Raw genomic sequence first — 26,340 nt, forward strand, 5'->3', positions numbered from 1 at the left:
CCCGTTGGATAGGGTCGTCACCTGTGCGCGCCGTGCTGATCGTTAACCCCAATGCGACGTCGACGACCCCGGCCGGGCGCGACCTGCTGGCCCACGCGCTGGAAAGCCGGGTCAAGTTGACCGTCGTACACACCGACCACCGTGGCCACGCCGTGGAGATCGGCCGCGACGCGGCGCGCGACGGTGTGGACGTGCTGATCGTGCACGGTGGCGACGGCACGGTGAACGAGGTGGTCAACGGAATCCTGGAGGTCGCGGAGCCGGGTGCGCCCGCCCCCGCCGTCGGCGTCGTTCCCGGCGGCTCCGCGAACGTCTTCGCCCGTGCGCTGGGAATCAGCCCTGACCCGATCGAGGCGACCAACCAGCTCATCGACCTGCTGTCGGCCTATCGGCGGCGTAAGACGTGGCGCCGCATCGGCCTGATGAACTGCGGCGAGCGCTGGGCGGTGTTCACCGCGGGTATGGGGGTCGACGGCGACGTCGTGGCCGCCGTCGAGGCCCAGCGCGCCAAGGGGCGCAAGGTGACGGCCTCGCGCTACATCCGGGTGGCGATCCGGGAAATGCTGGCCAATGCGCGCAAGGACCCCGCACTGACGCTGCACATTCCCGGCCGCGATCCGGTGGAAGGGGCGCACTTCGTCTTCGTCTCGAACGCCAGCCCCTGGACCTACGCCAACACCCGGCCCGTGTGGACCAACCCGACGACGACGTTCGAGACCGGCCTCGGGGTCTTCGCCATCACCAGCATGAACGTGTGGGCCAACTTACGGCTGGCGCGCAAGATGCTGGCGCGACGGCCGAGAATCGAAGCCGCCCATCTGATCCGCGAGGACGACCTCACCCAACTGCGGGTGACGAGTGACACAGCCGTTGCCTGTCAGATCGACGGTGACTACGTCGGCTTGAGGGAAACCATGACATTCACCGCGGTTCCGGACGCCCTGGCCGTGGTCGCACCACCGGCTAAAAAACTCTGACCTGCACTGACTACCGCGCATCGGCCAATTAAGGGCGCAGGTTGGTCGAGTGTAGTACAAACGATTGGGGGGTGCGGTCAGTGGCCCCCGCTAGTGAGGTTGCCCACTTGTTAACTCGCGAGTATTGACATCTGTTCAGCCTGTGAAAAACTCGGATGCAACAGTGCAGAAACATTTCATGTGCACGCGTTAACAGCCGACGAAACGTCCGTGCGCTGTGCTGCGCACACGTTACATATTGACAAGGAGTTTGATCTTATGGATTGGCGCCACAAGGCGGTCTGTCGCGACGAGGATCCGGAACTGTTCTTCCCGGTGGGAAACAGCGGACCCGCGATTGCTCAGATCGCTGACGCGAAGCTTGTCTGTAACCGGTGTCCGGTGACGACAGAGTGCCTCACCTGGGCATTGGAGTCCGGACAGGACGCCGGCGTATGGGGCGGCATGAGCGAGGATGAGCGGCGTGCACTGAAGCGGCGCAATGCCCGCACCAAGGCCCGCAGCAGCGTCTAACCACCGTCAAGCGATTTGCGGCCCCGACATATGTCGGGGCCGCAACTTTGTGCCCATTCAAATTCACAAATTGCGTCAGATAGCGCATTTTTAAGTAAAAGCGCGACGCACGTCACTACTGAGACGTCACTACTGGGCCAACCGGCTGCGTCGCCCAATTGGCACCCGCAGCACCACATCGGTTCCCCCGGTGGGCACCTCGTGCATCCCCAGCGAACCGTCCAATTCGGCCGACACGAGAGTTCGCACGATCTGCAGGCCGAGCCGATCGGATTTCTCCAAGCTGAACCCCTCGGGCAGCCCGCGACCGTTGTCGTGCACCACCACATCCAGCCAACGCGCCGAACGCTCCGCGCGAATGGTCACGCATCCCTGTTGGGTGGAGCGATCGAAGGCGTGCTCGATGGCATTCTGCACCAGTTCGGTGATCACCATGATCAGGGCGGTGGCCCTGTCGGCATCGAGCACGCCAAGTTCACCGACGCGGTTGACGCGGATCGGAGTTTCCGAATCAGCCGGCGCCGCAACGTCGTTCATGATCGGAAGGATCCGGTCGATCACCTCGTCGAGGTTGACTTCCTCGTCCACCGACATCGACAAGGCGTCGTGTACCAACGCGATCGACGACACCCGCCGCACCGATTCGATCAGTGCCTCACGGCCCTCTGCGTTGTTGGTGCGGCGCGCCTGGAGCCGCAACAGCGCCGCGACGGTCTGCAGATTGTTCTTGACCCGATGGTGGATCTCGCGGATCGTCGCGTCCTTCGACAGCAGCGCACGATCGCGGCGCTTCACCTCGGTCACGTCGCGGATCAGCACCGCGGCGCCGACGGCCTCGCCGTGGACCACCAGTGGCAGCGTGCGCAGCAGCACCGCCGCCCCGCCCGCATCGACCTCCATACGCATACTCGAACCGCCGGCCAGGGAGTCGCGGACGTGATCGGCGAGCTCTTGGGCCTCGAACGGGTCCGAGATCAGCGGTCGCGTGACTGTGACCAGGTTGTGGCCCTCCAGCTCGGCCGCCAGACCCATCCGGTGGTAGGCCGAGATGGCGTTCGGGCTGGCGAACGTGACGATCCCGGTGCCGTTGAGGCGGATGAAACCGTCTCCGACGCGGGGACTCGACCGCGACATCGCGACGTCGCCGACATTCGGGAAGGTGCCTTCGGACAACATGAGCAGAAGATCACCGGCGCAGTCGAGGTAGGCGCTTTCCAACGGACTCGCGTTGCGCCCGGCCAGTGCGGTCTGATGCGTCAGGACCGCAACCACGTTGTTGTTGTAGCGCACGGGAACAGCCTCCACGTTGAGGCCGAGTGAATCCTGTTGTCCCGCTGGGTTTTGCCTGACGATGGCGCCGGTGTCGAACGCATCGGTCACCACCGGCATCTCGTGGGCCTGGTTCAGGGTGCCGACGGCGTCGGCGAGCAGCACGGTGGGCGCGGTGTTCGGTCGCACCTGGGCCACGCAGACGAGTGCACCGTCGTCGCGGCGCACCCACATCAGAAAGTCGGCGAACGACATGTCGGCCAGCAGCTGCCATTCGCCGACCACCGCATGCAGGTGGTCGACGGCATTGCCGGGCAAAACCGTGTGCTCGGCGAGAAGGTCACCGAGGGTGGACATGGAACCTCACCGGTGCGGGCGTGGGGCCCGCGTCAGATGATCACCGCGATGAGATCCCCGGCCTGGATCACGTCGCCGACGGACACACTCACCCTGCTGACGGTGCCCGCGACCTCGGCAAGGACCGGGATCTCCATCTTCATCGACTCCAGCAGCACCAGGGTGTCGCCCTCACCGATCTGATCGCCCTCAGTAACCACGACCTCGAGCACACTGGCCACGATCTCGGCGCGAACGTCCTCGGCCATCTTCACCCCTCCGGAGTCCTATGTCGTCGCTCATATCGAACCACACGACCGGCCCGACAGCCGTGCCGCCAGGCCATGAGAGAATGGATTCGAGCGCCCGCTGGATGCGGGCCCCCAATCCCCTGAGCCGACTGGAGGACCACCATGGCCAAGCGTGGCCGCAAGAAGCGCGATCGTAAGCACAGCAAGGCCAACCACGGCAAGCGGCCCAACGCGGGCTCGAAGTCGGTGCGCTAGCCCCTTCGGATGATCGTGGTGCGGCTGATCTCGATGCGCAGCCGCTCACGCAGGCTCTCGGGGGCCTTCTCGCCCCCGCACTTCAGCGCGATGAGGTTCTTGACGCGCTCTTCGACGCCGTAGTGGCGCAGGCAGGCCGGGCATTCCTCGAGGTGATGGCGCAGTTTGTCGCGCGTTTCGGGAGTGCACTCACCGTCGAGCAGCGTCCACACCTCTGCAATGACAGCAGCGCACTCCGGATGCTCGGGGTCAACCGGGCCGATCGGCGGGGTCCAACGTTCGTCCTCGCTCACGACGAGACCTCCTCGGGTGCCTGTCCCCTGACGAATCCGCGGTCGCGGGCCACATCGGCGAGCAATTCACGCAATTGACGCCTGCCCCGGTGCAGCCGGGACATGACAGTGCCGATCGGGGTATCCATGATCTCGGCGATCTCCTTGTACGGGAATCCCTCTACGTCCGCGTAGTACACCGCCATTCGGAACTCCTCCGGCAGCGCCTGCAGTGCATCCTTGATCTCGCTGTCCGGCAGCGCCTCCAATGCTTCGACCTCGGCCGATCGCAATCCGGTCGACGAGTGCTCGGCGTTGGCCGCGAGCTGCCAGTCGGTGATCTCGTCGGTCGGATACTCCGCGGGCTGGCGCTGCTTCTTGCGGTAGCTGTTGATGTAGGTGTTGGTCAGGATTCGGTACAGCCATGCCTTGAGGTTGGTGCCCTCGCGGAACGAACGGAAGCCCGCATAAGCCTTGACCATGGTTTCCTGCAGCAAGTCCTCGGCGTCTGCGGGGTTGCGCGTCATTCGCAGCGCACCGCCGTAGAGCTGGTCGAGCAACGGGATCGCATCGCGCTCGAAGCGGGCGGTCAGCTCGGCGTCTGTCTCGTCCGATCTGGCGGGCGCCGGATCAGGCACCGACCCGTCGATGTCGGTCATTGCGGGAAACACCGTCCCTTCTGTAGCGGCGCCACCCAGTAGGCCCGGCAAGTCCACCGGACGCTCCATGGCCAGTGTTGGCACCTAGCACCCCTTCCTTCGATCGTAGAGGTTGAGACCGACTTCGTATCTTCCTGCCGCTGTCAGCAGCGGCGACTGCCGTCAACAACAGCGCGGTGGGGTGGGCTTGTTCCCGACGCACCAGCGGCTTCGATGCAGGTCGGCAATACTGACTCTGATCATGAACCTTGTGAGCAGCCTGTTCGTCGCCGCGGTCGTACTCGTATGCGCCGCGGCTGTGGCAGCGTGGTGGCTGCGCCGCCGCCGGGCGTTTCGCGCAGCGCTGGCGCAACGCGGTTGGCAATGCTTCCGAGACGGCGAGACGACCACCGTCGTCCCGGTACACGGCGACTGGACTGTCACAATGTGCCGTTCGTTCGCAGGCCAGATGTCGCCGCCGAGTTCACACATTGTCACCAGCGTTTGGAGCGCTCCGACTCCCGCCGTGCGCACCGGGGCGTTGGTTGCCGGGCCCGCACCCGACCCGGAGTCGCGCGATCTGGCCGCGAATCTGCTGGGATCGGCGACTCCAGCGATGACGCGATTGCTCGGCATCGACCGGGTGGCCGACGGTCGCCCTCTTCACGCCGTGCCGTCGACCGACCACCGACTGCTGGTGTTCGCGACCGATGGTTATGGCCCTACGGGTGCCCTCACCGGCGTAGCCGAGGTCGTCAGCGAATGGTGCGCGGTTCATACCGCCGAGCGCGAGCGGCCGGTGGTGACGATCGACGACAACGGTATCCGGGTCCGTGTCCGCTCCGACGTTGTGCGATCCGTCGAGCAACTCGCGGCATTCATAGATCTCGGCCTGCGGTGTCGCGACGCGATCGGCCGGCCTCGGGAGTGATGCTCGGTGTCGCGTGGTGCGCCGTCGCGCTGAGCGCGGGGGTGCTGGCATACCGCTGGCGGCAGCGGGTGCTGCGCCTATGCATTCTGATCGTCTGCGTCGGGATTGCCCTCGCACTGGCTGTCATTTTCACCGGCGAGGTCGCGCCCGATCTGTTCGCCAGCGCCGCAAAGATTTCCGTTGCCACCGTGGTGCTCTCGATTCTCGCGGTACTGCTCGTCGTCCGTGCCCTACCCCAGCTCGTCAGCAGGCACGACCGGCGCTCCGTCGCACTCGTATTCGTGGCCTTGACCGTCATGTATCTGGCCGTGGGGGCTTTCCTGGACGCGGCGGCGCACGATGCCATGCGGGTGCAGCACCTGCCCCAGTTGCGCACCCGCGCTGAGTTCATCGCCTGGCGTGACTCACCGACAGCCGCGGGCGGGGTGCTGCTGCAGGCCAGGATCAGCGATGGCATGGCGACGCTGGAGTCGTACCGCGATGGCGTGGTCGCCTCCTACCGATGCCCCACCATCGGCGCGCTTCGATTCTCGACGCCAGGTCAACTGCCCGCCCACTATCTGCTGGACTTTCCCGGCGGCCCTCCGATCGTCACCGGTCGAATCAGCTCCGACCAAGCGTGGGCGTGGCCGTCCCGCGAAGACAACCCCGGCGAATGTGTACTGCGACGCGGGGACCCCGTGGTGGTCTGGGGCGAGCTACAGGCCGGGGTGGGGACCGGCGGGCCCACCTCCTCCACCGGCCTGGCGAACATACAGAAGATTGCCGTGGGCGACCTCCGTTCCTTTCTCGGCGAGTACGTTCCCGTCGCCGAACACACTGGCCGCGCCGTGCTCGCGTTGGCAGCGCTCAACGGCGTGCTCGCAGCAACGATGGCTGTTATCGGCCTGAGGGCCTATCGGCGGTTGGCCCGCCTCGGGACCGATGCCCCACCGAGGATCACCTGGCGTTCCGGTCCGCGCTGACGGCCGGTCCGGAAGCTCTACGCTGAGCCCGTGGCGCGCGCGGCAACTCCGGCAATTGCGGCCCTGCTGGCCGCCGGAGCACCCCATGAGGTGCTGCAATACCGGCACGACCCCCGCAACGAAGCCTTCGGCGACGAGGCTGCGCAGGCACTCGCCAGCGATGCCGGGGTCGACGCCGAGCAGGTGTTCAAGACGCTGGTGATCGCCTTATCCGGCGGGGCCCGAAGCGGCCCCGGCCGCGACTTGAGACTCGGCGTCGCGGTGCTTCCGGTGCCGGCCAAGCTTTCGCTCAAGGCTGCGGCCGCCGCCCTCGGCGTGCCGAAGGCCACGATGGCCGAGCGCGACGCAGCCGAACGCTCGAGCGGGTACGTGATCGGGGGCATCTCGCCGTTCGGCCAGCGCAGGCCGTTGCCCACCGTCGTCGACGAGTCCGCGCTGCGCTGGGACCGCGTGCTGTGCAGTGCGGGGAAACGAGGCTGGGACGTCGCGGTGCACCCACGGGACCTGATCACCTTGACCAACGCGGTCACCGCCGACATCCGCGCCTGAACTCTTCGCCGAACGTGAGTTACCCGCACACTGCGGGCGGGCAAGGTGTGCGGGTAACCCACGTTCGCGCCGGGGTGCGGGGCCGGAGTCTTAGGGTGAGGTCATGTCGCTCTCAGGGAAGACCATGTTCATCTCCGGCGCCAGCCGCGGTATCGGGCTGGCGATCGCCAAGCGCGCCGCGGCCGACGGCGCGAACATCGCATTGATCGCCAAGACGGCCGAACCGCACCCCAAGCTCGAGGGCACGGTGTACACCGCGGCCAAGGAACTCGAGGACGCCGGCGGGCAGGCGTTGCCGATCGTCGGCGACATCCGCGACGGTGACTCGGTCGCCTCGGCGGTGGCACAGACCGTGGATCAGTTCGGCGCAATCGACATCTGCGTGAACAACGCCTCGGCGATCAACCTCGGTTCGGTCAAAGAGGTGCCGCTGAAGCGCTTCGACCTGATGAACGGAATCCAGGTGCGCGGCACCTATGCGGTGTCGCAGGCGTGCATCCCGCACATGATCGGCCGCGAGAACCCGCACATCCTGACCCTGTCGCCGCCGATCCGGCTGGAGCCCAAGTGGCTCAAGCCGACCGCTTACATGATGGCGAAGTACGGAATGTCACTGTGCGCCTTGGCATTAGCAGAGGAGCTGCGCGACGACGGCATCGCCTCGAACACGTTGTGGCCGCGCACGCTGGTGGCCACCGCCGCGGTGCAGAACCTACTCGGCGGCGACGAGGCGATGGCACGGGCGCGCAAGCCTGCGGTCTACGCCGACGCGGCGTACGCGATCCTCAACAAGCCGAGCCGCGAGTACACCGGCCAATCCCTGCTGTGCGAGGACGTGCTGCTGGAATCCGGTGTCACCGATCTGTCGGTATACGACTGCGTCCCAGGCGCCGAACTCGGCGTCGACCTGTGGGTGGACACCCCGAACCCGCCGGGCTATTCAGGTCCCTGATCGAATTCGATGATGCCGCGGATGTTTCGGGGGTGTATCGCACAAGTTCTTTCGGTCACTTCACAATTGACGGCCTACCGAACCGCGCATGGACACCGGCTGAGTACAACGCGCGCACGGGTTCGCCCGCGGTGACAACTCCACTGGCCGCGAGCAAATCGTCGTCCAGTTCGAGGATTTCGGCTTCGCACAACGGCCACGGGTCGTGCTCGTTGGGCACCCACCATGTGCGGCCCGCCTTACGGGTGTGCGCGCCCCACCGCGCCGTGAGCCACACCTCCAGTGGGGTCGGAGTCACGGTGTCGCCGAGGCGCGCTGTCAGCGCGCTGCGAAGTCCCCGCTGGGGCCAGCGCCGCACGCTGCAATACGAAATCCCGTGGTCGCCCCGGGTCACACGCATCTTCGCCCAGGTGTAGGGCACACCCAGCACCGCCCTGGTGAAGCCGACCACGGCGAGGCGGGTGGTCTCCAGCGACCGGAAGAGCACGCCGTGGCGGCCGGCATCGTCGGTCGAGTACAAGCGGATGTTGGTTTCGGCGAAGCGTCCCAGGTACGGCAACCGCAGCGACGTGCCCAACGCGGTGTGGTTGATTGCGAAGGGCACCAGCGCGACATAGGTGAGCCCATCGGAGAACACATCGGGGCGGGTGCCCGGCGGGTACAGGTGCGCGACGCGCTGCGGCTCCACCGGCCAGTGCACGAATGTCAGATCGCCCCAGAACTGGTCGAACAGCACCGGCCGCGGCAGCGGCGGCGCGGTCACCGGGAAGCTCACCGCGCCATCGTGGCACGTTCGGCACGTCGGAAGGTCCGACCGCTAGTGCCGGCCGTTCAGCATCGCGTGGACGTTGTCCGCGAACGCCGCGGTGGTGAAGCATGTCGGCTCGGCGAACTCCTCCAGGGTGAGCGCATCGGGCCAGTCGGCGTCCGCGGCAGCGCGCAGCAGCGGTTTCGTCATCGCAGCGGCATGCGGGGGAAGTTGCGCGATTCTCGTGCACCATTCGTCGGCCGTCTCGAGCAGCCGGTCGTGAGCCACGACCTCCTGCACGAGACCGAGCCGCAGCGCCGTCGGCGCGTCGATGTGCTCGCCGCGCACGTAGTACGCGAAGGCGCCCTGGTACCCGAGTCGCCGCGTCAGCGCCCAGCTCGTGCCCACCTCGGGGAGTAAGCCCAGACGACCGAACGCGGGCACGATCACCGCGCGGTCGCTGGCGATGACGAGGTCGCATGTCAGCGCCCAGGCCAGGCCGACGCCGGCCGCAGCACCGTTGAGAGCGGCGATGAACACGGTGTCCGACCCGGCGATCAGGCGGGCGATGCCGCCGAACTCGCGGCGGATCCACCGCCACACGTCGGCGGTGCCCTCTGCGGCGTCGAGATGTTCGACGGCTTCGCGCATCATCTTCAGGTCGCCGCCGGCGCTGAAGCCGGGGTCGGCGCCCGTCAACACCACGGAACGGATCTCGGGATCGGCGTCGAGCGAAGTGAGTTCGCGCCGCAACTGACGCACCAGCGGTGCCGAAAGAACGTTGAGCCGCTTGGGCTCATCCAGGGTGACGACGGCGTGGTCGCCACGGCGCTCGACGTGCACCCGCGCGGGTGCGCCGGCGTCCTCCCCGCTCTCGACCATCGATCGGTAAAGGGATCGCGATGGTGTGGTCATGGCCTCTTCTCCTCAAAATCGTTGGCCCGCAACGCCGCCCACGCAGCATCAGCGAATATCTCGATGGTCCCTGGCGGCATCTCGACTTCCGCACTGGAGATCCAGTAACGCGAAAACTCCTGCGCCGCACCAAGCCACAGCGCGGATGTGGTGCCGATGCGCATCGGCCGCAGCACCCCGTAGCTCTGATGTGGACGCCACCAGTCGTGCACTGTCGCAAAGAATCTGCTGTTGGACTCCCGCAGCGCCTCGCTGTCCAGTCGGGAACCGAGCAACAGCGTCGCCTCGCCGCGGTGTTCGGTGACCCATCGCAGGTGGTATGCGACACCGCCGCGGATTCCTGCTTCCGCGGTGTCGTGTTCGCGCAGCATCGCCAGGAACCCCGCCTGGTATTCGCCGACCAGCTGCGCATAGACGGCGGTGGCAAGCGACAGCTTGTCCGGGAAATGGTGATACAGCGCGCCGACGCTGACCCCGGCCTCGCGCCGCACCTGGTCCAGCGTGGCCGACAGCGCGCCGTCTCCTGCGAAGCGGCGCCTGGCCACCTCGATCAGTCGGCTGCGCGCATCCGGTCCCGTCCGAGGCACGAGAAATACTCTACCCAAACCGAAGAATCCTCTGTCAAGGCTTGTCCACCGATAGGGGGACACGTGAATCCTCCGGTGCACGAGCCGATCGCCCGACATACATCACCGCTGGCAGACGGCATTCTTGAGTCATCGCCGGCACAATCTGGCGGTCTGGCCGGGAGGCCAACTCACAGAAGAGAACTGACATGAAGAACAACGCTTTCGCCAAGACGGTCGCACGCATCGCCCTGCCGCTCGCCATCGGCGGCGCCGCACTGGGCATGGCCGGCGTCGCGAACGCCCAGACCGACCCGGTGGGCCCGGGCTACCAGTACTCCCCCACCGCCACGGCGCACCCAGCGCCCGAGGCGCAGCCCGGCTGGCAGAACCACCACGGCGTCACCCACGTCGAGACGATCGTGCCCGGCTACCACCGCTGATTCGGCCCCGAAAAGAGGCCCTCCCCACACCGGGAGGGCCTCTTCCCGTTTCGGTTCCGTTTCGGTTCGTCTCAAGCGTGGGGTCACGCCACGCAGAAGTTGGCGCCGAGCATCAGCTGGGGCCACATCACCGCCGTGAGGACGAAGGCCAGGATCTCTGAGCCGGCGGGAAGCCGGGTTCGCAGCGCGGTATCGAACAGCTGCACCTGTTCGGCGTCGAAGAACGCCCACGCCAATCCGATCAGCAGGTAGGGAACCGCCAGCCACATCGCGAACTCGATCATCGCTTCGACGCTCACCCGATGGCTGAGCACCCGCCGCAGCACGCTCATACCAATGCGCGCTGTCGACGGACCCGACGTCGCACGTCGGCGAGCAGGATGTAGCTGCCGCCCTGGCGGATGAACACCGGAAGGAACCGGTTCGCGAAGGCGACCAACAGGAACAAGCTCTCGAACAGGTATTGCTTGAAACCGCTCCACCGCACGCCCATGGCGTCACGAAACACCGGCGCCAGGAAACCGACGGTGAGGAACTTGAGCAATGGGCGGAACGGCAAACCGAGCAGGGGGTTGATCATGCGTAGGTTCAGCAGGTCGCCCAGATAGTCACGCACGCGATCGTCGATGTGGACCTGCTGGCACGCCTGCTGCCAGTACTCGTCGAACTCGGCCCGGGTCGGCGGCCACTGGTCCTCGCTCACCTGCAGTGTCGTGCCCAGCGTCCACGCCGACCGGTAGAACTGTTCGGACTGTTCGGCGGTCATCTCGCCGCGCAACAGCTGATACGTGTCCTCCAGCCCGACGAAAAGGCAGGCCGCCACCCACATCTGCAGGTCGCGGTCGAAGGCGTTGTAGCGGACCGGACTTTCCGGCGTCGACTGAACGTGGCGATGCGCGCTGTTGACGGCCTCGCGGAACGCGGAGCGGTCCTCCGGTGTGCCGAGGATCGCGACGGCCAGGTATTGGAACGTCGTCCTGCCCCGCTTCCACGGATGCTTCAGCAGGTTTCCCGAGTCGACCTTGCTCTCCACCACGCCGTAGCCCACCCCGGGTCGGGAGAGCTGCATGATCACGTTGGCCGCGCCGGCGGCGAAGGCCCAGAAGTCCATCGCCTCGGCGATGGTGACCGGCCGATCGTCCCAGCGGGCCGTCCGCCTGCGGATCTTGATGCGGCAGTCCGCAGCGGTCATATCGTGCACGCCATCGAGAGCAGCAGCACGGGCCACGACAGGATCGACACGACGACGGACACGATCCGGGCATACCCGTGCCAACCCAGGAAGTCACCAGCGACGGCCGTCCACACCATGCCCACGAGCACATAGGGAACGGCGAGAATGGCCGCCGTACCGATCCATTCGGCGATGGTCATCTCGAAGGCGAGGACTTTCCGTACGACGGTGAGCACGCTCATATGTTAATGGCGATTCGCACCTTGACTGCCTGTTTCCACTTTGAAGATCCCCCGATCTGCGGCCCGGATGTTAAGCCGGGTTCCTACAGTAGTGTGGCCTGCTCCGGCTCCGGCTTCGCAGGCTCGATGAGCTCGGGCCCGTTGTTGCGGATGCTGTTCACCAGCCGGGACACCTCCCGGATCTCGATCCGGTCCAGGTCGCCATGTCCACGCAGCAACCCCTCGTCGATCGGTGCGTCGGGGTCGAGCCAGCGGTCCCAGTCGCGTTCGCTGATCGACAGTGGCATCCGATCGTGGATCTCTGCCAGCGGGCCCGCGGCGTCGGTGGTGATGATGGTGCAACTCAGCAGCGGAGGCGCATCCTTGGGTGCGTCCTTGGGTCGCCACGTCGACCACAGCCCAGCCATGAACAACGGTTCGCCATCGGCCCCGTACATGTAGAACGGCGTCTTGGGCGCCTTCTTACCCGATGCTGTCTCCCCGTTGGGCCGCCATTCGTACCAGCCGTCCATCGGTACCAGGCACCGCTTGTTCTTCGCCGAATTCCGGAATGCGGGTGACGTGGTCACCTTTTCGGCCCGCGCGTTGATGAGCAACGGCCCCTTGGTGTCCGGCCCGCCGTCCTCGGCGGTCTTGGCCCACGGCGGCACCAGCCCCCAGCGCATCGACCGAACCCGGCGGGTCGCCGCGTCGTCGGGCTCGCTGTGGCGTTTCACCACGCTGCTGATGGTCGTGGTGGGCGCGACGTTGTAGTTGGCCGACGACGTCTCCTTCTGCTCCTTCTGCGCCGAGGTGCTCGCCACGCTCTCGTCGATCGCCTGGATCTTCTCCGCCAGCAGGGCCGGGTCGGTGGTCACCGCGAATCGTCCACACATATGTCCCATCGTGGCACGGGGAACCGACAGGGCAGGATATAGCCGTGAGCACATCCGGGCAGTCTCCGCGCGCAGCGGCGGACGAGCGGTGGCAGGCGCCGTCGACGTCGCGCCCGGTGCACGCCACGGTCACTGTCCCGGGGTCGAAATCACTGACCAACCGTGCCCTGGTGCTGGCCGCGCTGGCGACGAGCGACGGGCCGTCGACCATCAGCGGCGCGCTGCGCAGCCGCGACACGGACCTGATGATCGGCGCCGTCCAGGCGCTCGGCGTCACGGTCGAGGGACTCGACACGGAGCTGACGCTGAGCGGCGCGATCGACCCGCAGCCGGATGCGCGCATCGATTGTGGCCTCGCGGGCACCGTGTTGCGGTTCGTGCCCCCGGTGGCGGCACTGAGTTCCACGACGGTCACCTTCGACGGCGACGAACAAGCCCGCGCGCGACCCATCGCGCCGCTGCTCGACGCGCTGCGCGGTCTCGGAGTCGAAATCGACGGCGACGGGATTCCTTTCAGGGTGCGCGGGTCGGGTTCGGTGGCCGGCGGAACGGTCGAGATCGACGCGTCGTCGTCCTCGCAGTTCGTTTCGGGGCTGCTGCTGTCCGGCGCCGCGTTCACCGACGGGTTGACGATCGTGCACACCGGTGAGTCGGTGCCCTCGGCTCCGCACGTGGCGATGACAGTGGCGATGCTGCGCGACGCAGGCGTCGACGTCGACGACAACCGGCCCAACCAGTGGCACGTCTCCCCGGGCACGATCGCGGCCAGGCACTGGAGTATCGAACCGGATCTTTCCAACGCGGTGCCGTTCCTCGCGGCGGCGGTGGTCACGGGCGGAGCGGTGCGCATCGCCAGGTGGCCGTCGGCGACCATCCAGCCCGCCGATGCCGTCCTGAGCATCCTCAAGAACGTGGGTTCGATTGTCCGCCAAGGTGATAACTATCTCGAGGTGCAAGGCCCCACCGAGCACGTCGGCCTGGATGTCGACCTGCACGAGGTAGGCGAGCTGACGCCCGCGGTGGCCGCGCTGGCCGCGCTGGCGCCGACGGGATCGGTGTCTCGGCTGCGCGGGGTCGCACATCTCCGTGGCCACGAAACGGACCGCCTGGCCGCGCTGTCCGCTGAGATCAACGGTCTCGGCGGCAACTGCGAGGAGACTGCCGACGGACTGCTGATCACGGCACAACCGCTGCACGCGGGGCTGTGGCGGTCCTACGCCGATCACCGGATGGCCACTGCGGGCGCAATTCTCGGGTTGCGCGTCCCCGGCGTCGAGGTGGAGGACATCGGCACCACCGCCAAGACACTGCCTGACTTCCCGCAGATGTGGGCCGACATGCTGGCGGGCGATTGAGCCCTCGCGAGTACGACGAGTCCGACGTCCGGGTGCGACCCGGCAGAGGGTCGCGCCCGCGAACCAAGACACGGCCCGAGCACGCCGACGCCCACGACGCCATGGTGGTGACCGTCGACCGTGGCCGGTGGGGCTGCGCGCTCGACCGCGACCCCAACCGCCGCGTCGTCGCCATGCGGGCGCGCGAGCTCGGTCGCACACCGATTGTTGTCGGAGACGATGTCAGCATCGTCGGCGACGTCTCGGGCAAGCCGGACACGTTGGCCCGCATCGTGCGACGTGGTGAGCGCCGAACGGTGTTGCGGCGCACCGCCGATGACACCGACCCCACCGAACGCGTGGTGGTCGCCAACGCCGATCAGCTGCTGATCGTGGTCGCACTCGCCGATCCCCCGCCACGTACCGGTCTGGTGCAGCGCGCCCTGATCGCCGCCTACGCGGGCGGACTCGAACCCATTTTGTGCCTGACCAAGACCGACCTGGCGCCCGCGGAACCCTTCGCCGCGGAGTTCAGCGATCTCGACCTCAAGGTCACCACCGCAGGGCGCGACGACCCTCTCGACGCGGTGGCACCTCTGCTCGCAGGCAAGGTGACGGTGCTGCTGGGGCACTCCGGCGTCGGCAAGTCGACTCTGGTGAATCGCCTTGTGCCGGAAGCAGATCGGGCGACGGGTGAGGTGACCGAGATCGGCAGGGGTAGGCACACGTCGACGCAATCGGTCGCGCTGCCGCTGAGTATGGGCGGCTGGGTGATCGACACCCCGGGTATCCGCTCGTTCGGCTTGGCGCACATCGAACCCGATGACGTGATGCTCGCATTCTCCGACCTGGCCGAGGCGATCGAGGACTGTCCCCGCGGCTGCGGCCACATGGGTCCGCCCGCCGACCCCGAATGTGCGCTCGACACGCTGACCGGGCCCGCCGCCGGCCGGGTGGCGGCGGCGCGGCGACTGCTCGCGGCGCTGCGCGACACCTGACGGCGGCGATTTGTGTGCGTTGAGGAGCGCTGAGCGCTCCTCAACGCACACAAATCGCTGGAACCGCTCAAGAATCCTTCAAGAATCCCGGTAGCGCCGCCGCCGAATCTTTCCTCAACGCCGCCGACAACCGGCCAAACGAGAGGAAAGAAACATGAAGAAGACCCTGCAGAACAACCTCGCCCGTGGCATCGCAGCTGCCGCCCTGATGGGTGTCGCGCTCGGGTTATCGGGCGTCGCGCACGCCGAAGTCGTCGGCAATCCCGACGACATGGCCGGATGGACGGTCGCACAGTCCTACGACGACTGCGCGCTCATGGCCGCCGCCGACGTGATCGGCCAGATGACCGGCAACGAGCCTTCCGAGGAGGACATCATCGACTTCGCGAGGAACACGCCGAGCGTGGCGGAACCCGGCGACATGATCTACGTCATGGGGCAGACCGACGACGATCCAGACGCCGGAACCATCTTCAAGGACCTGCCGATCGTGCTCGATCACTATGGCGTCAACGGAAAGTATGTGGGCGGTGCCAGCTTGGGCGCGCTGGAGGGAGTACTGCGGGACGGCGGGGCGGTAATCGTCAATCTCAACGCCGAGACCATCTGGGATGCCGAGGGTGACCGGACCTCCTCCGACCATGCCGTCGTGGTCACCGGCGTCGACACCGACGACGGCATTGTGCACCTGAACGACAGCGGCCCCGACGACGGCGCCGACGAGCAGGTCAGCATCGACACCTTCATCGCCGCCTGGCAGACCAGCGGCACCGAGATGGTCGTGACGACTTAACCCTTAGACGCGAAAAGCCCTCCCCCCGTAAGGGGAAGGGCTCTTCGTCGTGAGATTCGCCGTCAGATCAGCCAGCGAGCTCGCGCCGGCTCTGCATCCGCTTCTCGCGGCGTCGCGTACGCACCGCGGCGATAGCCGACTTGAGGCCACGTCGCTGGTCCGGCTCGAGTTCGGCGAACATCATTTCGCTGCGGGTCTCCGGTGCGTCGTCCGCGGTGTCACGCAGATACTTGTCCGGCAGGGACAGCTTGGCGATGGTCCGCCACGTTTTGGCGTACTGCACCAGGAACGAACCGGTCGTGTAGGGCAGGTCGTACTTGTCGCACAGCTGCCGCACCCGGATCGAGATCTCCGCGTACCGGTTGCTCGGCAGGTCCGGGTACAGGTGATGCTCGATCTGATGCGACAGGTTGCCGCTCATGAACCGCAGCGCAGGACCGGCTTCGAAGTTGGCGCTGCCCAGCATCTGGCGCAGGTACCACTGGCCCTTGCTCTCGCCAACCATGTCGGTCTTGGTGAATTTCTCTGCGCCGTCGGGGAAGTGGCCGCAGAAGATGACCGCGTTGGCCCACACGTTGCGGATGATGTTGGCGACGGCATTGGCCTTCAGCGTCGACTTGAAGGTGGCACCCGGCGACAGCGACGTCAGCGCGGGCCAGACAACATAGTCTTTGGCGACCTGCTCACCGGCCTTGATGCCGAACTCCCGCAGGCGAACGAGGGTTGCCTTGCGATCGTCACGGCCCTTGAAGATCTTGCCGAGCTCGAGGTGCTGAAGTCCTACACCCCATTCGAAGAGCGCCATCAAGATCGTGTTGAAGCCGAGGTTGAACAGGTTCATCGGCTTCCATTTGGCATCCCGGGTGACTCGGATGACGCCGTAGCCCACGTCGTCGTCCATGCCGAGGATGTTGGTGTACTTGTGGTGCATGAAGTTGTGGGTGAAGCGCCAGTGTTTGGACGACCCGCTCATGTCCCACTCCCAGGTCGAGGAGTGAATCTCGGGATCGTTCATCCAGTCCCACTGGCCGTGCATGACGTTGTGGCCGATCTCCATGTTCTCGATGATCTTGGCCACGCCCAGCGTGACAGAGCCCGCCCACCACGCCGAGCGGCGTGAGCTCGCGGCCAGCATGACCCGGCCCGCGATCTCGAGGGCGCGCTGGGCGGCGATGGTGCGACGGATATAGCGCGCGTCGCGCTCGCCGCGGGAGTCTTCGATGTCCTGACGGATGGAATCCAGCTCGAAGGCCAGGCTCTCGATGTCCGACTCGGACAGATGTGCAAATTCGGGGACGTCAGTGATCGCCATTGGCATCCCTCCTCTCGTGTACCTACGCTACCGTAACCTACCTACCCGTAGGTTACCGGCCAGTAAACCTTATACGTCCAGCACGCAATCGCCCGAAGCAGCGGACACGCATGTCTGTATCCGGGACCCGGGTTCGTGTTCGGCACCGGTCCGCAAGTCGCGGACGTGCCCGTCGATCAGGCCGACGACACATGACTGGCATATACCCATTCGGCAGCCGAACGGCATCCGGACGCCCGCGTCCTCACCTGCCTCCATCAGTGGTGTGGCGGCGTCCACGGTGACGGTCTTGCCGCTGCGCGCGAACTCCACGGTGCCGCCCTGCCCGTGCGGTGCCGCCTTTGACACCGCGAACCGCTCCAGATGCAGCCGGTCTTGGAGGTTCGAGGCCGACCAGGCGCGTTCGGCAGCGTCGAGCATGCTCTCGGGGCCACACGCCCAGGTCTGACGTTCGCGCCAGTCGGGCACCACGTCGTCGAGCCTGGACAGATCCAGCCGGCCGTCGGTGCGGGTGGTCCGCACCCGGAATCGGTAGCCGTCGTGGGCACGTTCGAGATCCGCCAGTTCAGCGGCGAAGAGAACGTCGGAATCGGTTGGCGCCGAATGCAAGTGGACGACATCCGTGATCTGATCGCGACGCGTCAGCGTCCGCAGCATCGACATCACCGGCGTAATGCCAGAGCCGCCGGTGATGAACAGCACCTTCGCGGGTGCGGGGTCCGGCATCACGAAATTGCCCTGTGGCGCGGCCAGCCGCACGATCGTGCCGGGAGCCACCCCGCCAACCAGGTGAGTCGACAGGAAACCCTCGGGCATCGCCTTGACGGTGATGGTGATGGTGCGGCTGGATCGGGCTGCGCCCTCCGTCACCGGACTCGACGTCAGCGAGTAGGACCGCCACCGCCAGCGTCCGTCGACCAGTAGCCCGATGCCGATGTACTGCCCGGGTTGGTAGTCGAACGAGAAGCCCCACCCCGGCTTGATCACCAGGGTCGCGGAGTCCTCGGTCTCGCGGCGGACCGCAACGACGCGGCCCCGTAGCTCCCGGGCAGACCACAGCGGATTCGCCAGCTTCAGATAATCGTCGGGCAGCAGCGGCGTGGTGATGCGCGCAGCGACGGTGCGCAGCGCGTGCCAGGCCGGATGTTTGACACCGACGACGCCTTTGCGCTTCGTGTCGGCGACATTGGCCGAGATCTTCACTTGATTCTTGGCCATGGAACCTACGGTACCGTAACCTACGCGTCCGTACCCAATGGTGTAGTCGCCATCACAGCAGTTCAAGCAGGAACGGCAGCTCCTGCGCCGCGTACCAGGCCAGGTCGTGATCCTGGGCGTCACCGACGGTCAGTTCCGCATCCTCGTCACCGAGGTCGGCCTCGTCGACGGCGTCGATCGCCGCCAGGACCGCGGACTCAGCATCGGCGTTGTCGACGTATGCGGCGACCACGTCGTCGAATGCGATCGGACCGGCCAATCGCACCACCGCGTCGTCGAGGTCCGGCCGGGGACTCGCCCCGTCGACCTCGACCTCCACCACCGCCCGCCGTGGCGGCAGGTCCGATGTGCCCTCCCCGGCGAGTAGACGCAGCGACGCCAGCGCGGCCTCGCGCAATGCGACGTCGGCGAGTTCATCGTCGTCGCCCTGGGCGTAGGCCTCGCGCAGTGTCGGCGTCACCGCGAACGCGGTGCCGCTGCGGGCGTGCAACGTCCGGTCGGCGACGAGCTGCTGCAGGAGGGCCAGGGTCGCTGGGACGTACACACGCACGCGGGAAGGTTAACCGGCGCCGTTGGTCCCGGCGTCAGGATCCTTCTCGACGGCGATGACGAAGTCGTCTCCGTGCTGGGTGACGCCGGTGACGACCGCATTGTTGATCGCTTCGGATGCGTACTGACGACGCACCACCTTGGGGTCGGTGCGCAGGTCCTTCACCAAGGCCACCGCCAGACCGATCATGACGAGCAGGAACGGCAGGGCCGCAATGATGGTGATGGTCTGCAGGCCCGTCAACCCGTCCTCCCCGCCGACGAGCAGCATCACCGCCGCCACCGCGCCCATCGCGACACCCCAGAAGATGACGGTGCCCCTGCCGGGCTTGATCGTGCCGCGCTCGGACAGCGAGCCCATCACGATCGAGGCCGCGTCCGCCCCCGACACGAAGAAGATCGCGACCAACACCATTACCAGGACGCTTGCGATCGCCGCGATCGGATACTGGTCGAGAACCCCGAACAGCTGCGCCTCGATGCTGCCCTCCCCCGCGAGGTCGACGCCTTCCTGCTGGATTCGGATCGCTGCTCCGCCGAACACCGCGAACCAGATCAGCGACACCAGGCTCGGCACCAGCAGCACGCCCGCGACGAATTGCCGGATCGTGCGGCCACGAGAGATCCGTGCGATGAACATGCCGACGAACGGCGTCCACGACACCCACCACGCCCAGTAGAAGATCGTCCAGGACTGCAGCCAGGCGTTGACGTCGGCGCCCTCGGCGCCGGTGCGCGCAGACATCATCGCGATGTCGCCCAGGTAGCTGGCCATCGCCGTCGGGATCAGGTTGAGAATGAAAACCGTTGGGCCGACGACAAAGAGGAACAGCGCCAGCACGAGGGCCAGCACCATGTTGGTGTTCGAAAGCCATTGGATGCCCCGCGCGATGCCCGAAACCGCGGACAGCACGAAGGCAATCGTGAGCACAGTGATGATCACGATCAGGATCGTGTTGCCGGTTTCGCCGATGCCTCCGACGATCCGCAGGCCACTGCGGATCTGAAGGGCCCCCAGCCCGAGTGATGCCGCCGACCCGAACAGCGTGGCGAAGATCGCCAGCATGTCGATGACCTTGCCCCACGTCCCGTGTGCCCGGCGGCCCAGCAGCGGCTCGAATGCCGAACTGATGAGCTGTAGCCGCCCCTTGCGGTACACGCCGTAGGCGATCGCCAGCCCGACCACCGCGTAGATCGCCCACGGATGCAGCGTCCAGTGGAACAACGTGGTCGCCATCGCGGTCTGGATGGCCTCCGGGTTACCCGCAGCGCCGGTGCCCGGGGGCGGGTCGGTGAAATGCGAAAGGGGCTCGGCGACACCGAAGAACATCAGACCGATGCCCATGCCGGCGGAGAACATCATCGCGACCCAGGACACGCCGTTGAACTCGGGTTCCTCGTCGTCTCGACCCAGCGGGATCGTGCCGTAGCGGCCGAGCGCAAGCCAGAGGACGAACACCACGAAACCCGACCCGGTCAGCACGAACAGCCATCCGGTGTTGTTCATCACCCAGGTCAGTGCGCTGGTCGAGGCGCTGGCCAGCGAGGGTGTGCTGACAAACCCCCACACCAGGAACGCGATGGCGATGACGGCGGTGACGCCGAAAACGACCCAGTCCACGCCCCTCGAGCGCGTGTACGCGGCCTCCTCGACGGGTACATCAAGCACTGGATGGGGAACGACCTGGTCAACGGGTGACGACAGAGCCCGTTCCACGGATTTTCGGTTGTCGGCGCCAATAGTCACCGGTGAACCATTCCCCCTCAGCACGCATCTAATCAAGATCGCGCAAATTTGGTTACTAGCGCGCAGCCTCCAGCAGTTCGTCGAGTGATTCGCGCAACAGGCCCGGCAACACCTCGACGTCGCTCATCGCGTCACGGTCGGCGTGTATGCCGTAGTACAGCATGCCGTTGTATGACGTCACCCCGATCGCCAGGACCTGGTTGTGCAACAGCGGTGGCACGGAATACGTCTCGAGCAGCTTGGCACCCGCGACATACATCTGCTTCTGCGCGCCAGGCACATTCGTGATCAACAGGTTGAACTGCCGCGCCGAGAAGCCAGTGGCGACGCGAATTCCCATGGCGTGCAACGTCGGTGGCGCGAAGCCCGACAGCGTGACGATTGTCCTGGCATCGACGAGGCTGGCCGCGGTGGGATGCGCCTCGGTGGTGTGGGCGATCTGAGACAGCCTGACCACCGCGTTGCCCTCACCGACCGGCAGGTCGACCAGGAACGGTGACACCTCGCTGATCGCCTGTCCCGGCCCGGTCGTGTCGAGGTCGGCGTCGGGATAGACCGACATCGGCGCCATGGCGCGCATGGTCGTCGTCGCGGTCACCGGCTCACCGCGTGACAACAGCCAGTTCCGCAGCGCTCCCGCCACCACCGCGAGCACCACGTCGTTGACATCGCAGTCGTATCGGGCACGCACCAGCCGGTAATCCTCAAGGCTTCCGGAGGCGACCGTGAACCGACGGTTGCGCGACACCCTGGTGTTCAGCGGACTGCTGGGCGCCGTGCCGCGGGCGAAGGTCCGCGCCACGTCGACGAACCTGCGGCCGACGTCGGCCAACTGGCCTGCGTTGGTGACGACACCGGTGACCGCCGACCGCACCTCGCCGAGTTGTTCGGCAGGACGGGTCATCCACTCACCGACCGCGCCGAGCAGCAGCCGCCGGTCACTCGGCTCACGCGCGGGGATCCAGATGTCCTCGCCGAACTCCGGACGCTTCTGGGTGCGGTCGGCGATGACGTGCCCGATCTCCAGCGCCGTCATACCGTTCACCAGCGCCTGATGCGACTTGGTGTAAAGCGCGAGCCGGTTCTTGGCCAGCCCTTCGATCAAATACATCTCCCACAACGGGCGCGACTTGTCCAAGGGCCGAGAGCCCAACCGGGCGATCAGTTCATGCAGTTGCCCCTCGCTGCCGGGAGACGGCAGCGCCGAACGCCGGATGTGGTAGGTGATGTCGAAGTCGGGGTCGTCGACCCACACCGGGCGGGCCAGCCCGAGCGTCACTTCGCGAACCTTCTGGCGGTAGCGCGGAATCTGTGGGAGCCGCTGTTCCACAGTCTCCAAAAGGGTTTCGTAGCTCAGGCCACTGCGCGGTTTCCGCAGGATCGACAGCGAACCCACGTACATCGGCGTCGACGAGTTCTCCAAATGGAAGAACGCCGCGTCCGACGCCGACAACCTGGTCACCATTGCCTGCACTGCCCCCTTGTCGACTACGCGGCTCGCGCCGCAAGTGCTCCGACCTCGCAACGGTAGCGACCGAACCTGTCACCGCGCATCACGGGTGCATCTGACCCCCGGCGAACCGTGCGATCATGAGCAGGTCTGCAACTCTCCGGCAGACGCCGTCCATGCCGCGTCGACCGCCGGAGCGTCCAATGACAACACCTTCAGACCCGCGCGCGCCCGGGGCCGTGTGCGCAAACTTGGTCTCCCCCGTCGTCGACTACGAACCACCGCCCGTCGGCATGTCCGCGTGCCGGTCGGCACCGGTGCTGCGTCGCCGCGCACCGCGCCCACACCGGCCGGGATCCAACACCGTCGTTCGAGAGGCAGATCCGCCGCATGCGGCAGTTGCTTTTGCCGACGCGGCAGTGCGCCGGGTATTGGAAGTCATCGATCGGCGCAGGCCCGTCGCGCAGTTGCGGCCGCTGCTGGCGCCGGGGCTCATCGACACGGTCGTGGGGCTCAGCCGGTCCTCGCAGCGCTCGACAAGCCGGTCGAAAGGCGGCACCGTCGCGCGGCTGCGCCGGTTGCGCGTGCGGATGGTCGACGGTTCCGACGGGGCACAGGCCGAGGTGTTCGGGACCTACACCAGCGGGCCACGCTTGCGTGCCTTCGCCGCCCGCATCGAGCTCGACGCCAGCCGCTGGCGGATTGTCGCCCTGCAGATCGGTTGAGCCGCCGGCGATACGCTGAACCGCGTGCAGGGAAACACAATCAGCGTGGAACGAGTCATCGACGCACCCGCCGAGCAGATTTTCGCGTTGCTCTCCGACGCCGGTAAGCATCCCAGCTTCGACGGCTCAGGCACGGTGGACCATGCGACCGAGCCGTCGCAGCCGCTGACACTCGGGTCCAAGTTCGGCATGTCGATGCGCAGCCGCCCGGAGTCCCTGTTCCTGCCGTACCGCACCACCAACACCGTCATCGAATTCGAACCCGACCGTCGGATCGCCTGGAAAACGACGGTGGGCCCGCTGGGGCTGATCGGCGGCCGAATCTGGCGCTACGAACTCGAACCCGTCGTCGACGCGCCGAACCGCACGCTGGTGCGTGAGACATGGGATGTCTCGAGCGACCGGCAGCGGGTGATGCTCAAGATGGGCTCGATGCCCAAACAGGCCGAGGACGGCATGCGCGCGACACTCGAGCGCATCGCCGCGAGGCTGGCCCCCTAGCCGCGGCGCTTGGTTTCGCGGGCCTGCTGGCGCGCAGCCTGCCGTCGCTCCCGCCGCGAGGTGGGTTGTGCATGGCGGCCACCACCCGCGGCTCCACCACCGGTGCGTTTGACCTCAGCCGAACCGTCCTCCGCAGGACCGCTGTAGATCATCGGGGGCGGCTCGTTGTCGATTCCCTTGGCGCGCAACCCACTCGGTGCCGGACGCTCCTTGGTGGCGACTGAACCCTCCTGCGCCTGGGCGGCGGCGGCTTCTGCGAACTCCGCGAGTCCCTGCGGCGCTGCGACCGGCGCGACCGCCGGTGCGGGCGCCGCTTCGACCGCCACGTTGAACAGGAAGCCGACCGACTCCTCCTTGACGCCCTCGAGCATCGCGATGAACATGTCGTAGCCCTCGCGCTGGTACTCCACCAGCGGGTCGCGCTGGGCCATCGCGCGCAGCCCGATGCCCTCCTTGAGGTAGTCCATCTCGTAGAGGTGTTCGCGCCACTTGCGGTCGATCACGTTGAGCAGCACGTTGCGTTCGAGCTGGCGCATCGCACCCTCACCGGCGATCGCCTCGATCTCCTTCTCGCGCTCGGCGTAGGCCCGCTCCGCGTCGGCGATCAACGCCTCCCGCAGCTCCTCGCGCGTCAACTCGCCGGGCTCGCCGACGGCATCGGAGTCGATGAGGTCGTGGTGGTCGATACCGACCGGATACAGCTGCCGCAGGGCGGTCCACAGCTGTTCGAGGTCCCAGTCCTCCGCGTAGCCCTCGGCGGTAGCGCCGTCCACATACGCGTTGACGACGTCGACCAGCATCTTGTGCGCCTGGTCGGCGAGGTTCTCGCCCTCCAGGATTCGACGACGCTCCTCGTAGATGACCATGCGTTGCTTGTTCATCACTTCGTCGTACTTGAGGACGTTCTTGCGGACCTCGAAGTTCTGTTGCTCGACCTGGGTCTGTGCACTCTTGATCGCGCGGCTGACCATCTTCGCCTCGATCGGCACATCGTCGGGCAGGTTCAGCCGGGTGAGCAGCGACTCCAGGGTCGCGCCGTTGAAGCGCCGCATGAGCTCGTCGCCCAGCGACAGGTAGAAGCGAGACTCACCCGGGTCACCCTGACGGCCGGAGCGACCGCGCAACTGGTTGTCGATGCGGCGGGACTCGTGCCGTTCGGTACCCAGCACATAGAGGCCGCCCGCGGCGATGACGTCCTCGGCCTCCTTGGCGCATTCCGCCTTGACCTGAGCGAGCGTCTCGTGCCAGGCGGCCTCGTACTCGTCGGGCGTTTCCACCGGGTCCAGGCCGCGCTCGCGCAACCGCTTGTCGGTGAGGAAGTCGGGGTTGCCGCCGAGCACGATGTCGGTGCCACGGCCGGCCATGTTCGTCGCGACGGTGATTGCGCCCAGCCGGCCGGCCTCGGCGATGATCGCCGCCTCCTGCTCGTGGTACTTCGCGTTGAGCACGTTGTGCGGGACGCGGCGCTTGGTGAACTGGCGCGACAGGTACTCCGAGCGCTCCACGCTGGTGGTGCCGATCAGCACCGGCTGGCCCTTCTCGTACCGCTCGCAGACGTCGTCGACGACCGCGATGTACTTGGCCTCCTCGGTCTTGTAGATCAGATCCGACTGGTCCTTGCGGACCATCTCCTTGTTGGTCGGGATGCTGACCACGCCGAGCTTGTAGATCTCGTGCAGCTCGGCCGCCTCCGTCTGGGCGGTACCGGTCATACCGGCGAGCTTGTCGTACAGCCGGAAGTAGTTCTGCAGCGTGATGGTGGCCAGCGTCTGGTTCTCGGCCTTGATCTCGACGTGCTCCTTGGCCTCGATGGCCTGGTGCATGCCCTCGTTGTAGCGCCGCCCGACCAGAACGCGGCCGGTGAACTCGTCGACGATCACCACCTCGCCGTCGCGCACGATGTAGTCCTTGTCGCGCTGGAACAGCTCCTTGGCCTTGATGGCGTTGTTCAAGTAGCTGACCAGCGGCGAGTTGGCCGCCTCATAGAGGTTGTCGATGCCCAGCTGGTCCTCGACGAACTCGACGCCGAGCTCGTGCACGCCGATGGTCCGCTTACGGATGTCGACCTCGTAGTGGACGTCCTTCTCCATCAGGGGCGCGAGCCGGGCGAACTCGGTGTACCAGTTCGAGGCCCCGTCCGCGGGACCCGAGATGATCAGCGGCGTACGGGCCTCGTCGATCAGGATCGAGTCGACCTCGTCGACGATCGCGAAGTTGTGGCCGCGCTGCACCAGGTCCTCCAACGAGTGCGCCATGTTGTCGCGCAGGTAGTCGAAACCGAACTCGTTGTTGGTGCCGTAGGTGATGTCGGCGCCGTAGGCGACGCGCCGCTCGTCGGGGGTCAGACCGGACAGGATGACGCCGACCTCCAGGCCGAGGAAGCGGTGCACGCGACCCATCCACTCGGCGTCGCGTTTGGCCAGATAGTCGTTGACGGTGACGACGTGCACGCCATTGCCGGCCAGGGCGTTGAGGTAGGCGGGCAGCACACAGGTCAGCGTCTTGCCCTCACCGGTCTTCATTTCCGCGACGTTGCCGAAGTGCAGCGCCGCACCGCCCATCACCTGGACATCGAAATGCCGCTGGTCGAGCACCCGCCAGGCAGCCTCCCGTGCGACGGCGAACGCCTCGGGAAGCAGGTCATCGAGCTCTGCGCCGTTGTCGATCCGCTGTTTGAATTCGTCCGTCTTGGCCCGCAGCTCGGCGTCGGAGAGCTTCTCCACGTCGGCGGACAGGGTGTTGACGTACTCAGCCACCCCCTTGAGGCGTTTGACCATGCGGCCTTCGCCGAGACGGAGCAACTTGTCCAGCACGCTGAATCCCCTATGGGTTGGAATCGGAA

At 66.5% G+C, this 26,340-nt stretch carries 30 protein-coding genes; 13 read left to right on the forward strand and 17 right to left on the reverse strand.

Going from position 1 to position 26,340, the window contains the following annotated elements:
- Positions 1-23 precede the first annotated feature (23 nt).
- Positions 24-977, forward strand: coding sequence for a diacylglycerol/lipid kinase family protein (locus tag H7J93_RS07900; RefSeq protein WP_267305717.1), 954 nt, complete (start codon positions 24-26; stop codon positions 975-977).
- Between the two features lie 258 nt (positions 978-1,235).
- On the forward strand, positions 1,236-1,490 hold the full coding sequence (locus tag H7J93_RS07905) for a WhiB family transcriptional regulator (protein WP_267305718.1): 255 nt from the start codon (positions 1,236-1,238) through the stop codon (positions 1,488-1,490).
- A gap of 129 nt (positions 1,491-1,619) precedes the next feature.
- Here H7J93_RS07905 and H7J93_RS07910 read toward each other — a convergent pair whose 3' ends face one another.
- Both H7J93_RS07910 and H7J93_RS07915 read right to left on the reverse strand, forming a co-directional pair.
- Positions 1,620-3,116: a sensor histidine kinase gene (locus tag H7J93_RS07910; RefSeq protein ID WP_267305719.1), complete on the reverse strand. Its 1,497-nt coding sequence runs from the start codon at positions 3,114-3,116 to the stop codon at positions 1,620-1,622.
- Between the two features lie 32 nt (positions 3,117-3,148).
- Positions 3,149-3,364, reverse strand: coding sequence for a biotin/lipoyl-binding carrier protein (locus H7J93_RS07915; protein ID WP_267305720.1), 216 nt, complete (start codon positions 3,362-3,364; stop codon positions 3,149-3,151).
- A 144-nt stretch (positions 3,365-3,508) separates the two neighbouring features.
- Between H7J93_RS07915 and H7J93_RS29400 the strand changes: the two genes are divergently transcribed.
- On the forward strand, positions 3,509-3,601 hold the full coding sequence (locus H7J93_RS29400) for a 50S ribosomal protein bL37 (protein WP_003882799.1): 93 nt from the start codon (positions 3,509-3,511) through the stop codon (positions 3,599-3,601).
- On the opposite strand, the gene rsrA is transcribed toward H7J93_RS29400, so the two are convergent.
- Together rsrA and H7J93_RS07925 are read right to left on the reverse strand one after the other, a co-directional pair.
- Positions 3,598-3,894 carry a mycothiol system anti-sigma-R factor gene (gene rsrA / locus H7J93_RS07920; RefSeq protein WP_267305721.1) on the reverse strand — a complete coding sequence of 99 codons (297 nt, stop codon included), beginning with the start codon at positions 3,892-3,894 and terminating at the stop codon, positions 3,598-3,600. The genes H7J93_RS29400 and rsrA overlap by 4 nt on opposite strands.
- Positions 3,891-4,532, reverse strand: coding sequence for a sigma-70 family RNA polymerase sigma factor (locus H7J93_RS07925; RefSeq protein WP_267305958.1), 642 nt, complete (start codon positions 4,530-4,532; stop codon positions 3,891-3,893). The genes rsrA and H7J93_RS07925 overlap by 4 nt, the downstream gene beginning before the upstream one ends.
- Positions 4,533-4,782: 250 nt before the next feature.
- Between H7J93_RS07925 and H7J93_RS07930 the strand changes: the two genes are divergently transcribed.
- The 4 genes from H7J93_RS07930 to H7J93_RS07945 all read left to right on the forward strand — a co-directional run bounded on the left by H7J93_RS07930 (position 4,783) and on the right by H7J93_RS07945 (position 7,908).
- Positions 4,783-5,442, forward strand: coding sequence for a hypothetical protein (locus H7J93_RS07930; RefSeq protein ID WP_267305722.1), 660 nt, complete (start codon positions 4,783-4,785; stop codon positions 5,440-5,442).
- Positions 5,409-6,407, forward strand: coding sequence for a hypothetical protein (locus H7J93_RS07935; RefSeq protein WP_267305723.1), 999 nt, complete (start codon positions 5,409-5,411; stop codon positions 6,405-6,407). The genes H7J93_RS07930 and H7J93_RS07935 overlap by 34 nt, the downstream gene beginning before the upstream one ends.
- 30 nt (positions 6,408-6,437) lie before the next feature.
- Positions 6,438-6,956 (forward strand): aminoacyl-tRNA deacylase, encoded by a 519-nt coding sequence (locus H7J93_RS07940; RefSeq protein ID WP_267305724.1) that lies wholly within the window; start codon positions 6,438-6,440, stop codon positions 6,954-6,956.
- 103 nt (positions 6,957-7,059) lie between these two features.
- Complete coding sequence (locus tag H7J93_RS07945) at positions 7,060-7,908, forward strand: SDR family oxidoreductase (RefSeq protein WP_267305725.1); 849 nt, start codon at positions 7,060-7,062, stop codon at positions 7,906-7,908.
- A 55-nt stretch (positions 7,909-7,963) separates the two neighbouring features.
- On the opposite strand, the gene H7J93_RS07950 is transcribed toward H7J93_RS07945, so the two are convergent.
- From H7J93_RS07950 to H7J93_RS07960, 3 genes are read right to left on the reverse strand one after another with little or no spacing between them, the layout of a single operon-like run.
- Entirely contained in the window at positions 7,964-8,683 is a 720-nt protein-coding gene (locus H7J93_RS07950) for a YqjF family protein (protein WP_267305726.1), read from the reverse strand.
- Between the two features lie 42 nt (positions 8,684-8,725).
- A complete protein-coding gene (locus H7J93_RS07955) occupies positions 8,726-9,571 on the reverse strand; it encodes an enoyl-CoA hydratase/isomerase family protein (RefSeq protein ID WP_267305727.1) in 846 nt (281 codons plus the stop codon).
- Positions 9,568-10,158, reverse strand: a complete 591-nt coding sequence (locus tag H7J93_RS07960; protein ID WP_267305728.1) for a TetR/AcrR family transcriptional regulator — start codon at positions 10,156-10,158, stop codon at positions 9,568-9,570. The genes H7J93_RS07955 and H7J93_RS07960 overlap by 4 nt, the downstream gene beginning before the upstream one ends.
- Before the next feature lie 188 nt (positions 10,159-10,346).
- On the opposite strand from H7J93_RS07960, the gene H7J93_RS07965 reads away from it, so the two are divergent.
- Positions 10,347-10,580, forward strand: a complete 234-nt coding sequence (locus H7J93_RS07965) for a hypothetical protein (protein WP_264073231.1) — start codon at positions 10,347-10,349, stop codon at positions 10,578-10,580.
- A gap of 83 nt (positions 10,581-10,663) precedes the next feature.
- On the opposite strand, the gene H7J93_RS07970 is transcribed toward H7J93_RS07965, so the two are convergent.
- The 4 genes from H7J93_RS07970 to H7J93_RS07985 form a co-directional block, all read right to left on the reverse strand.
- On the reverse strand, positions 10,664-10,912 hold the full coding sequence (locus tag H7J93_RS07970) for a hypothetical protein (RefSeq protein ID WP_264073232.1): 249 nt from the start codon (positions 10,910-10,912) through the stop codon (positions 10,664-10,666).
- Complete coding sequence (locus H7J93_RS07975) at positions 10,909-11,772, reverse strand: oxygenase MpaB family protein (RefSeq protein ID WP_267305729.1); 864 nt, start codon at positions 11,770-11,772, stop codon at positions 10,909-10,911. The genes H7J93_RS07970 and H7J93_RS07975 overlap by 4 nt, the downstream gene beginning before the upstream one ends.
- Complete coding sequence (locus H7J93_RS07980; protein WP_267305730.1) at positions 11,769-11,996, reverse strand: hypothetical protein; 228 nt, start codon at positions 11,994-11,996, stop codon at positions 11,769-11,771. The genes H7J93_RS07975 and H7J93_RS07980 overlap by 4 nt, the downstream gene beginning before the upstream one ends.
- 83 nt (positions 11,997-12,079) lie before the next feature.
- Positions 12,080-12,871, reverse strand: a complete 792-nt coding sequence (locus H7J93_RS07985; protein ID WP_267305731.1) for an SOS response-associated peptidase — start codon at positions 12,869-12,871, stop codon at positions 12,080-12,082.
- 44 nt (positions 12,872-12,915) lie between these two features.
- Here H7J93_RS07985 and aroA point away from each other — a divergent pair, with 44 nt between their 5' ends.
- From aroA to H7J93_RS08000, 3 genes are all read left to right on the forward strand, one after another.
- Positions 12,916-14,226 (forward strand): 3-phosphoshikimate 1-carboxyvinyltransferase, encoded by a 1,311-nt coding sequence (aroA, locus tag H7J93_RS07990; protein WP_267305732.1) that lies wholly within the window; start codon positions 12,916-12,918, stop codon positions 14,224-14,226.
- Positions 14,223-15,203, forward strand: a complete 981-nt coding sequence (gene rsgA / locus H7J93_RS07995) for a ribosome small subunit-dependent GTPase A (RefSeq protein ID WP_267305733.1) — start codon at positions 14,223-14,225, stop codon at positions 15,201-15,203. Before aroA ends, rsgA begins: the two co-directional genes overlap by 4 nt.
- 154 nt (positions 15,204-15,357) lie before the next feature.
- Positions 15,358-15,996 (forward strand): C39 family peptidase, encoded by a 639-nt coding sequence (locus tag H7J93_RS08000; RefSeq protein ID WP_267305734.1) that lies wholly within the window; start codon positions 15,358-15,360, stop codon positions 15,994-15,996.
- Between the two features lie 67 nt (positions 15,997-16,063).
- On the opposite strand, the gene H7J93_RS08005 is transcribed toward H7J93_RS08000, so the two are convergent.
- From H7J93_RS08005 to H7J93_RS08025, 5 genes are all read right to left on the reverse strand, one after another.
- On the reverse strand, positions 16,064-17,308 hold the full coding sequence (locus H7J93_RS08005) for a fatty acid desaturase family protein (protein ID WP_267305735.1): 1,245 nt from the start codon (positions 17,306-17,308) through the stop codon (positions 16,064-16,066).
- A gap of 69 nt (positions 17,309-17,377) precedes the next feature.
- The gene (locus H7J93_RS08010) at positions 17,378-18,526 is read right to left on the reverse strand and encodes a ferredoxin reductase (protein WP_267305736.1); all 1,149 of its coding nucleotides are present in this window, start codon (positions 18,524-18,526) and stop codon (positions 17,378-17,380) included.
- A gap of 52 nt (positions 18,527-18,578) precedes the next feature.
- Entirely contained in the window at positions 18,579-19,076 is a 498-nt protein-coding gene (locus H7J93_RS08015; protein ID WP_267305737.1) for a DUF6912 family protein, read from the reverse strand.
- Between the two features lie 9 nt (positions 19,077-19,085).
- On the reverse strand, positions 19,086-20,816 hold the full coding sequence (locus H7J93_RS08020) for a BCCT family transporter (RefSeq protein ID WP_372507826.1): 1,731 nt from the start codon (positions 20,814-20,816) through the stop codon (positions 19,086-19,088).
- A gap of 61 nt (positions 20,817-20,877) precedes the next feature.
- On the reverse strand, positions 20,878-22,287 hold the full coding sequence (locus H7J93_RS08025; protein WP_267305738.1) for a WS/DGAT/MGAT family O-acyltransferase: 1,410 nt from the start codon (positions 22,285-22,287) through the stop codon (positions 20,878-20,880).
- Positions 22,288-22,475: 188 nt separating this feature from the next.
- Between H7J93_RS08025 and H7J93_RS08030 the strand changes: the two genes are divergently transcribed.
- Complete coding sequence (locus H7J93_RS08030) at positions 22,476-22,997, forward strand: Rv3235 family protein (RefSeq protein WP_267305739.1); 522 nt, start codon at positions 22,476-22,478, stop codon at positions 22,995-22,997.
- A gap of 24 nt (positions 22,998-23,021) precedes the next feature.
- Positions 23,022-23,498 carry an SRPBCC family protein gene (locus tag H7J93_RS08035; RefSeq protein ID WP_267305740.1) on the forward strand — a complete coding sequence of 159 codons (477 nt, stop codon included), beginning with the start codon at positions 23,022-23,024 and terminating at the stop codon, positions 23,496-23,498.
- Here H7J93_RS08035 and secA read toward each other — a convergent pair.
- Complete coding sequence (gene secA, locus H7J93_RS08040; RefSeq protein WP_267305741.1) at positions 23,495-26,311, reverse strand: preprotein translocase subunit SecA; 2,817 nt, start codon at positions 26,309-26,311, stop codon at positions 23,495-23,497. The two genes, H7J93_RS08035 and secA, sit on opposite strands and share 4 nt — an antisense overlap.
- Positions 26,312-26,340: the final 29 nt, after the last annotated feature.

Origin of the sequence: Mycobacterium barrassiae, assembly GCF_025822765.1 — a bacterium.
In the GTDB taxonomy this organism is placed as follows: Bacteria; Actinomycetota; Actinomycetes; order Mycobacteriales; family Mycobacteriaceae; genus Mycobacterium; species Mycobacterium barrassiae.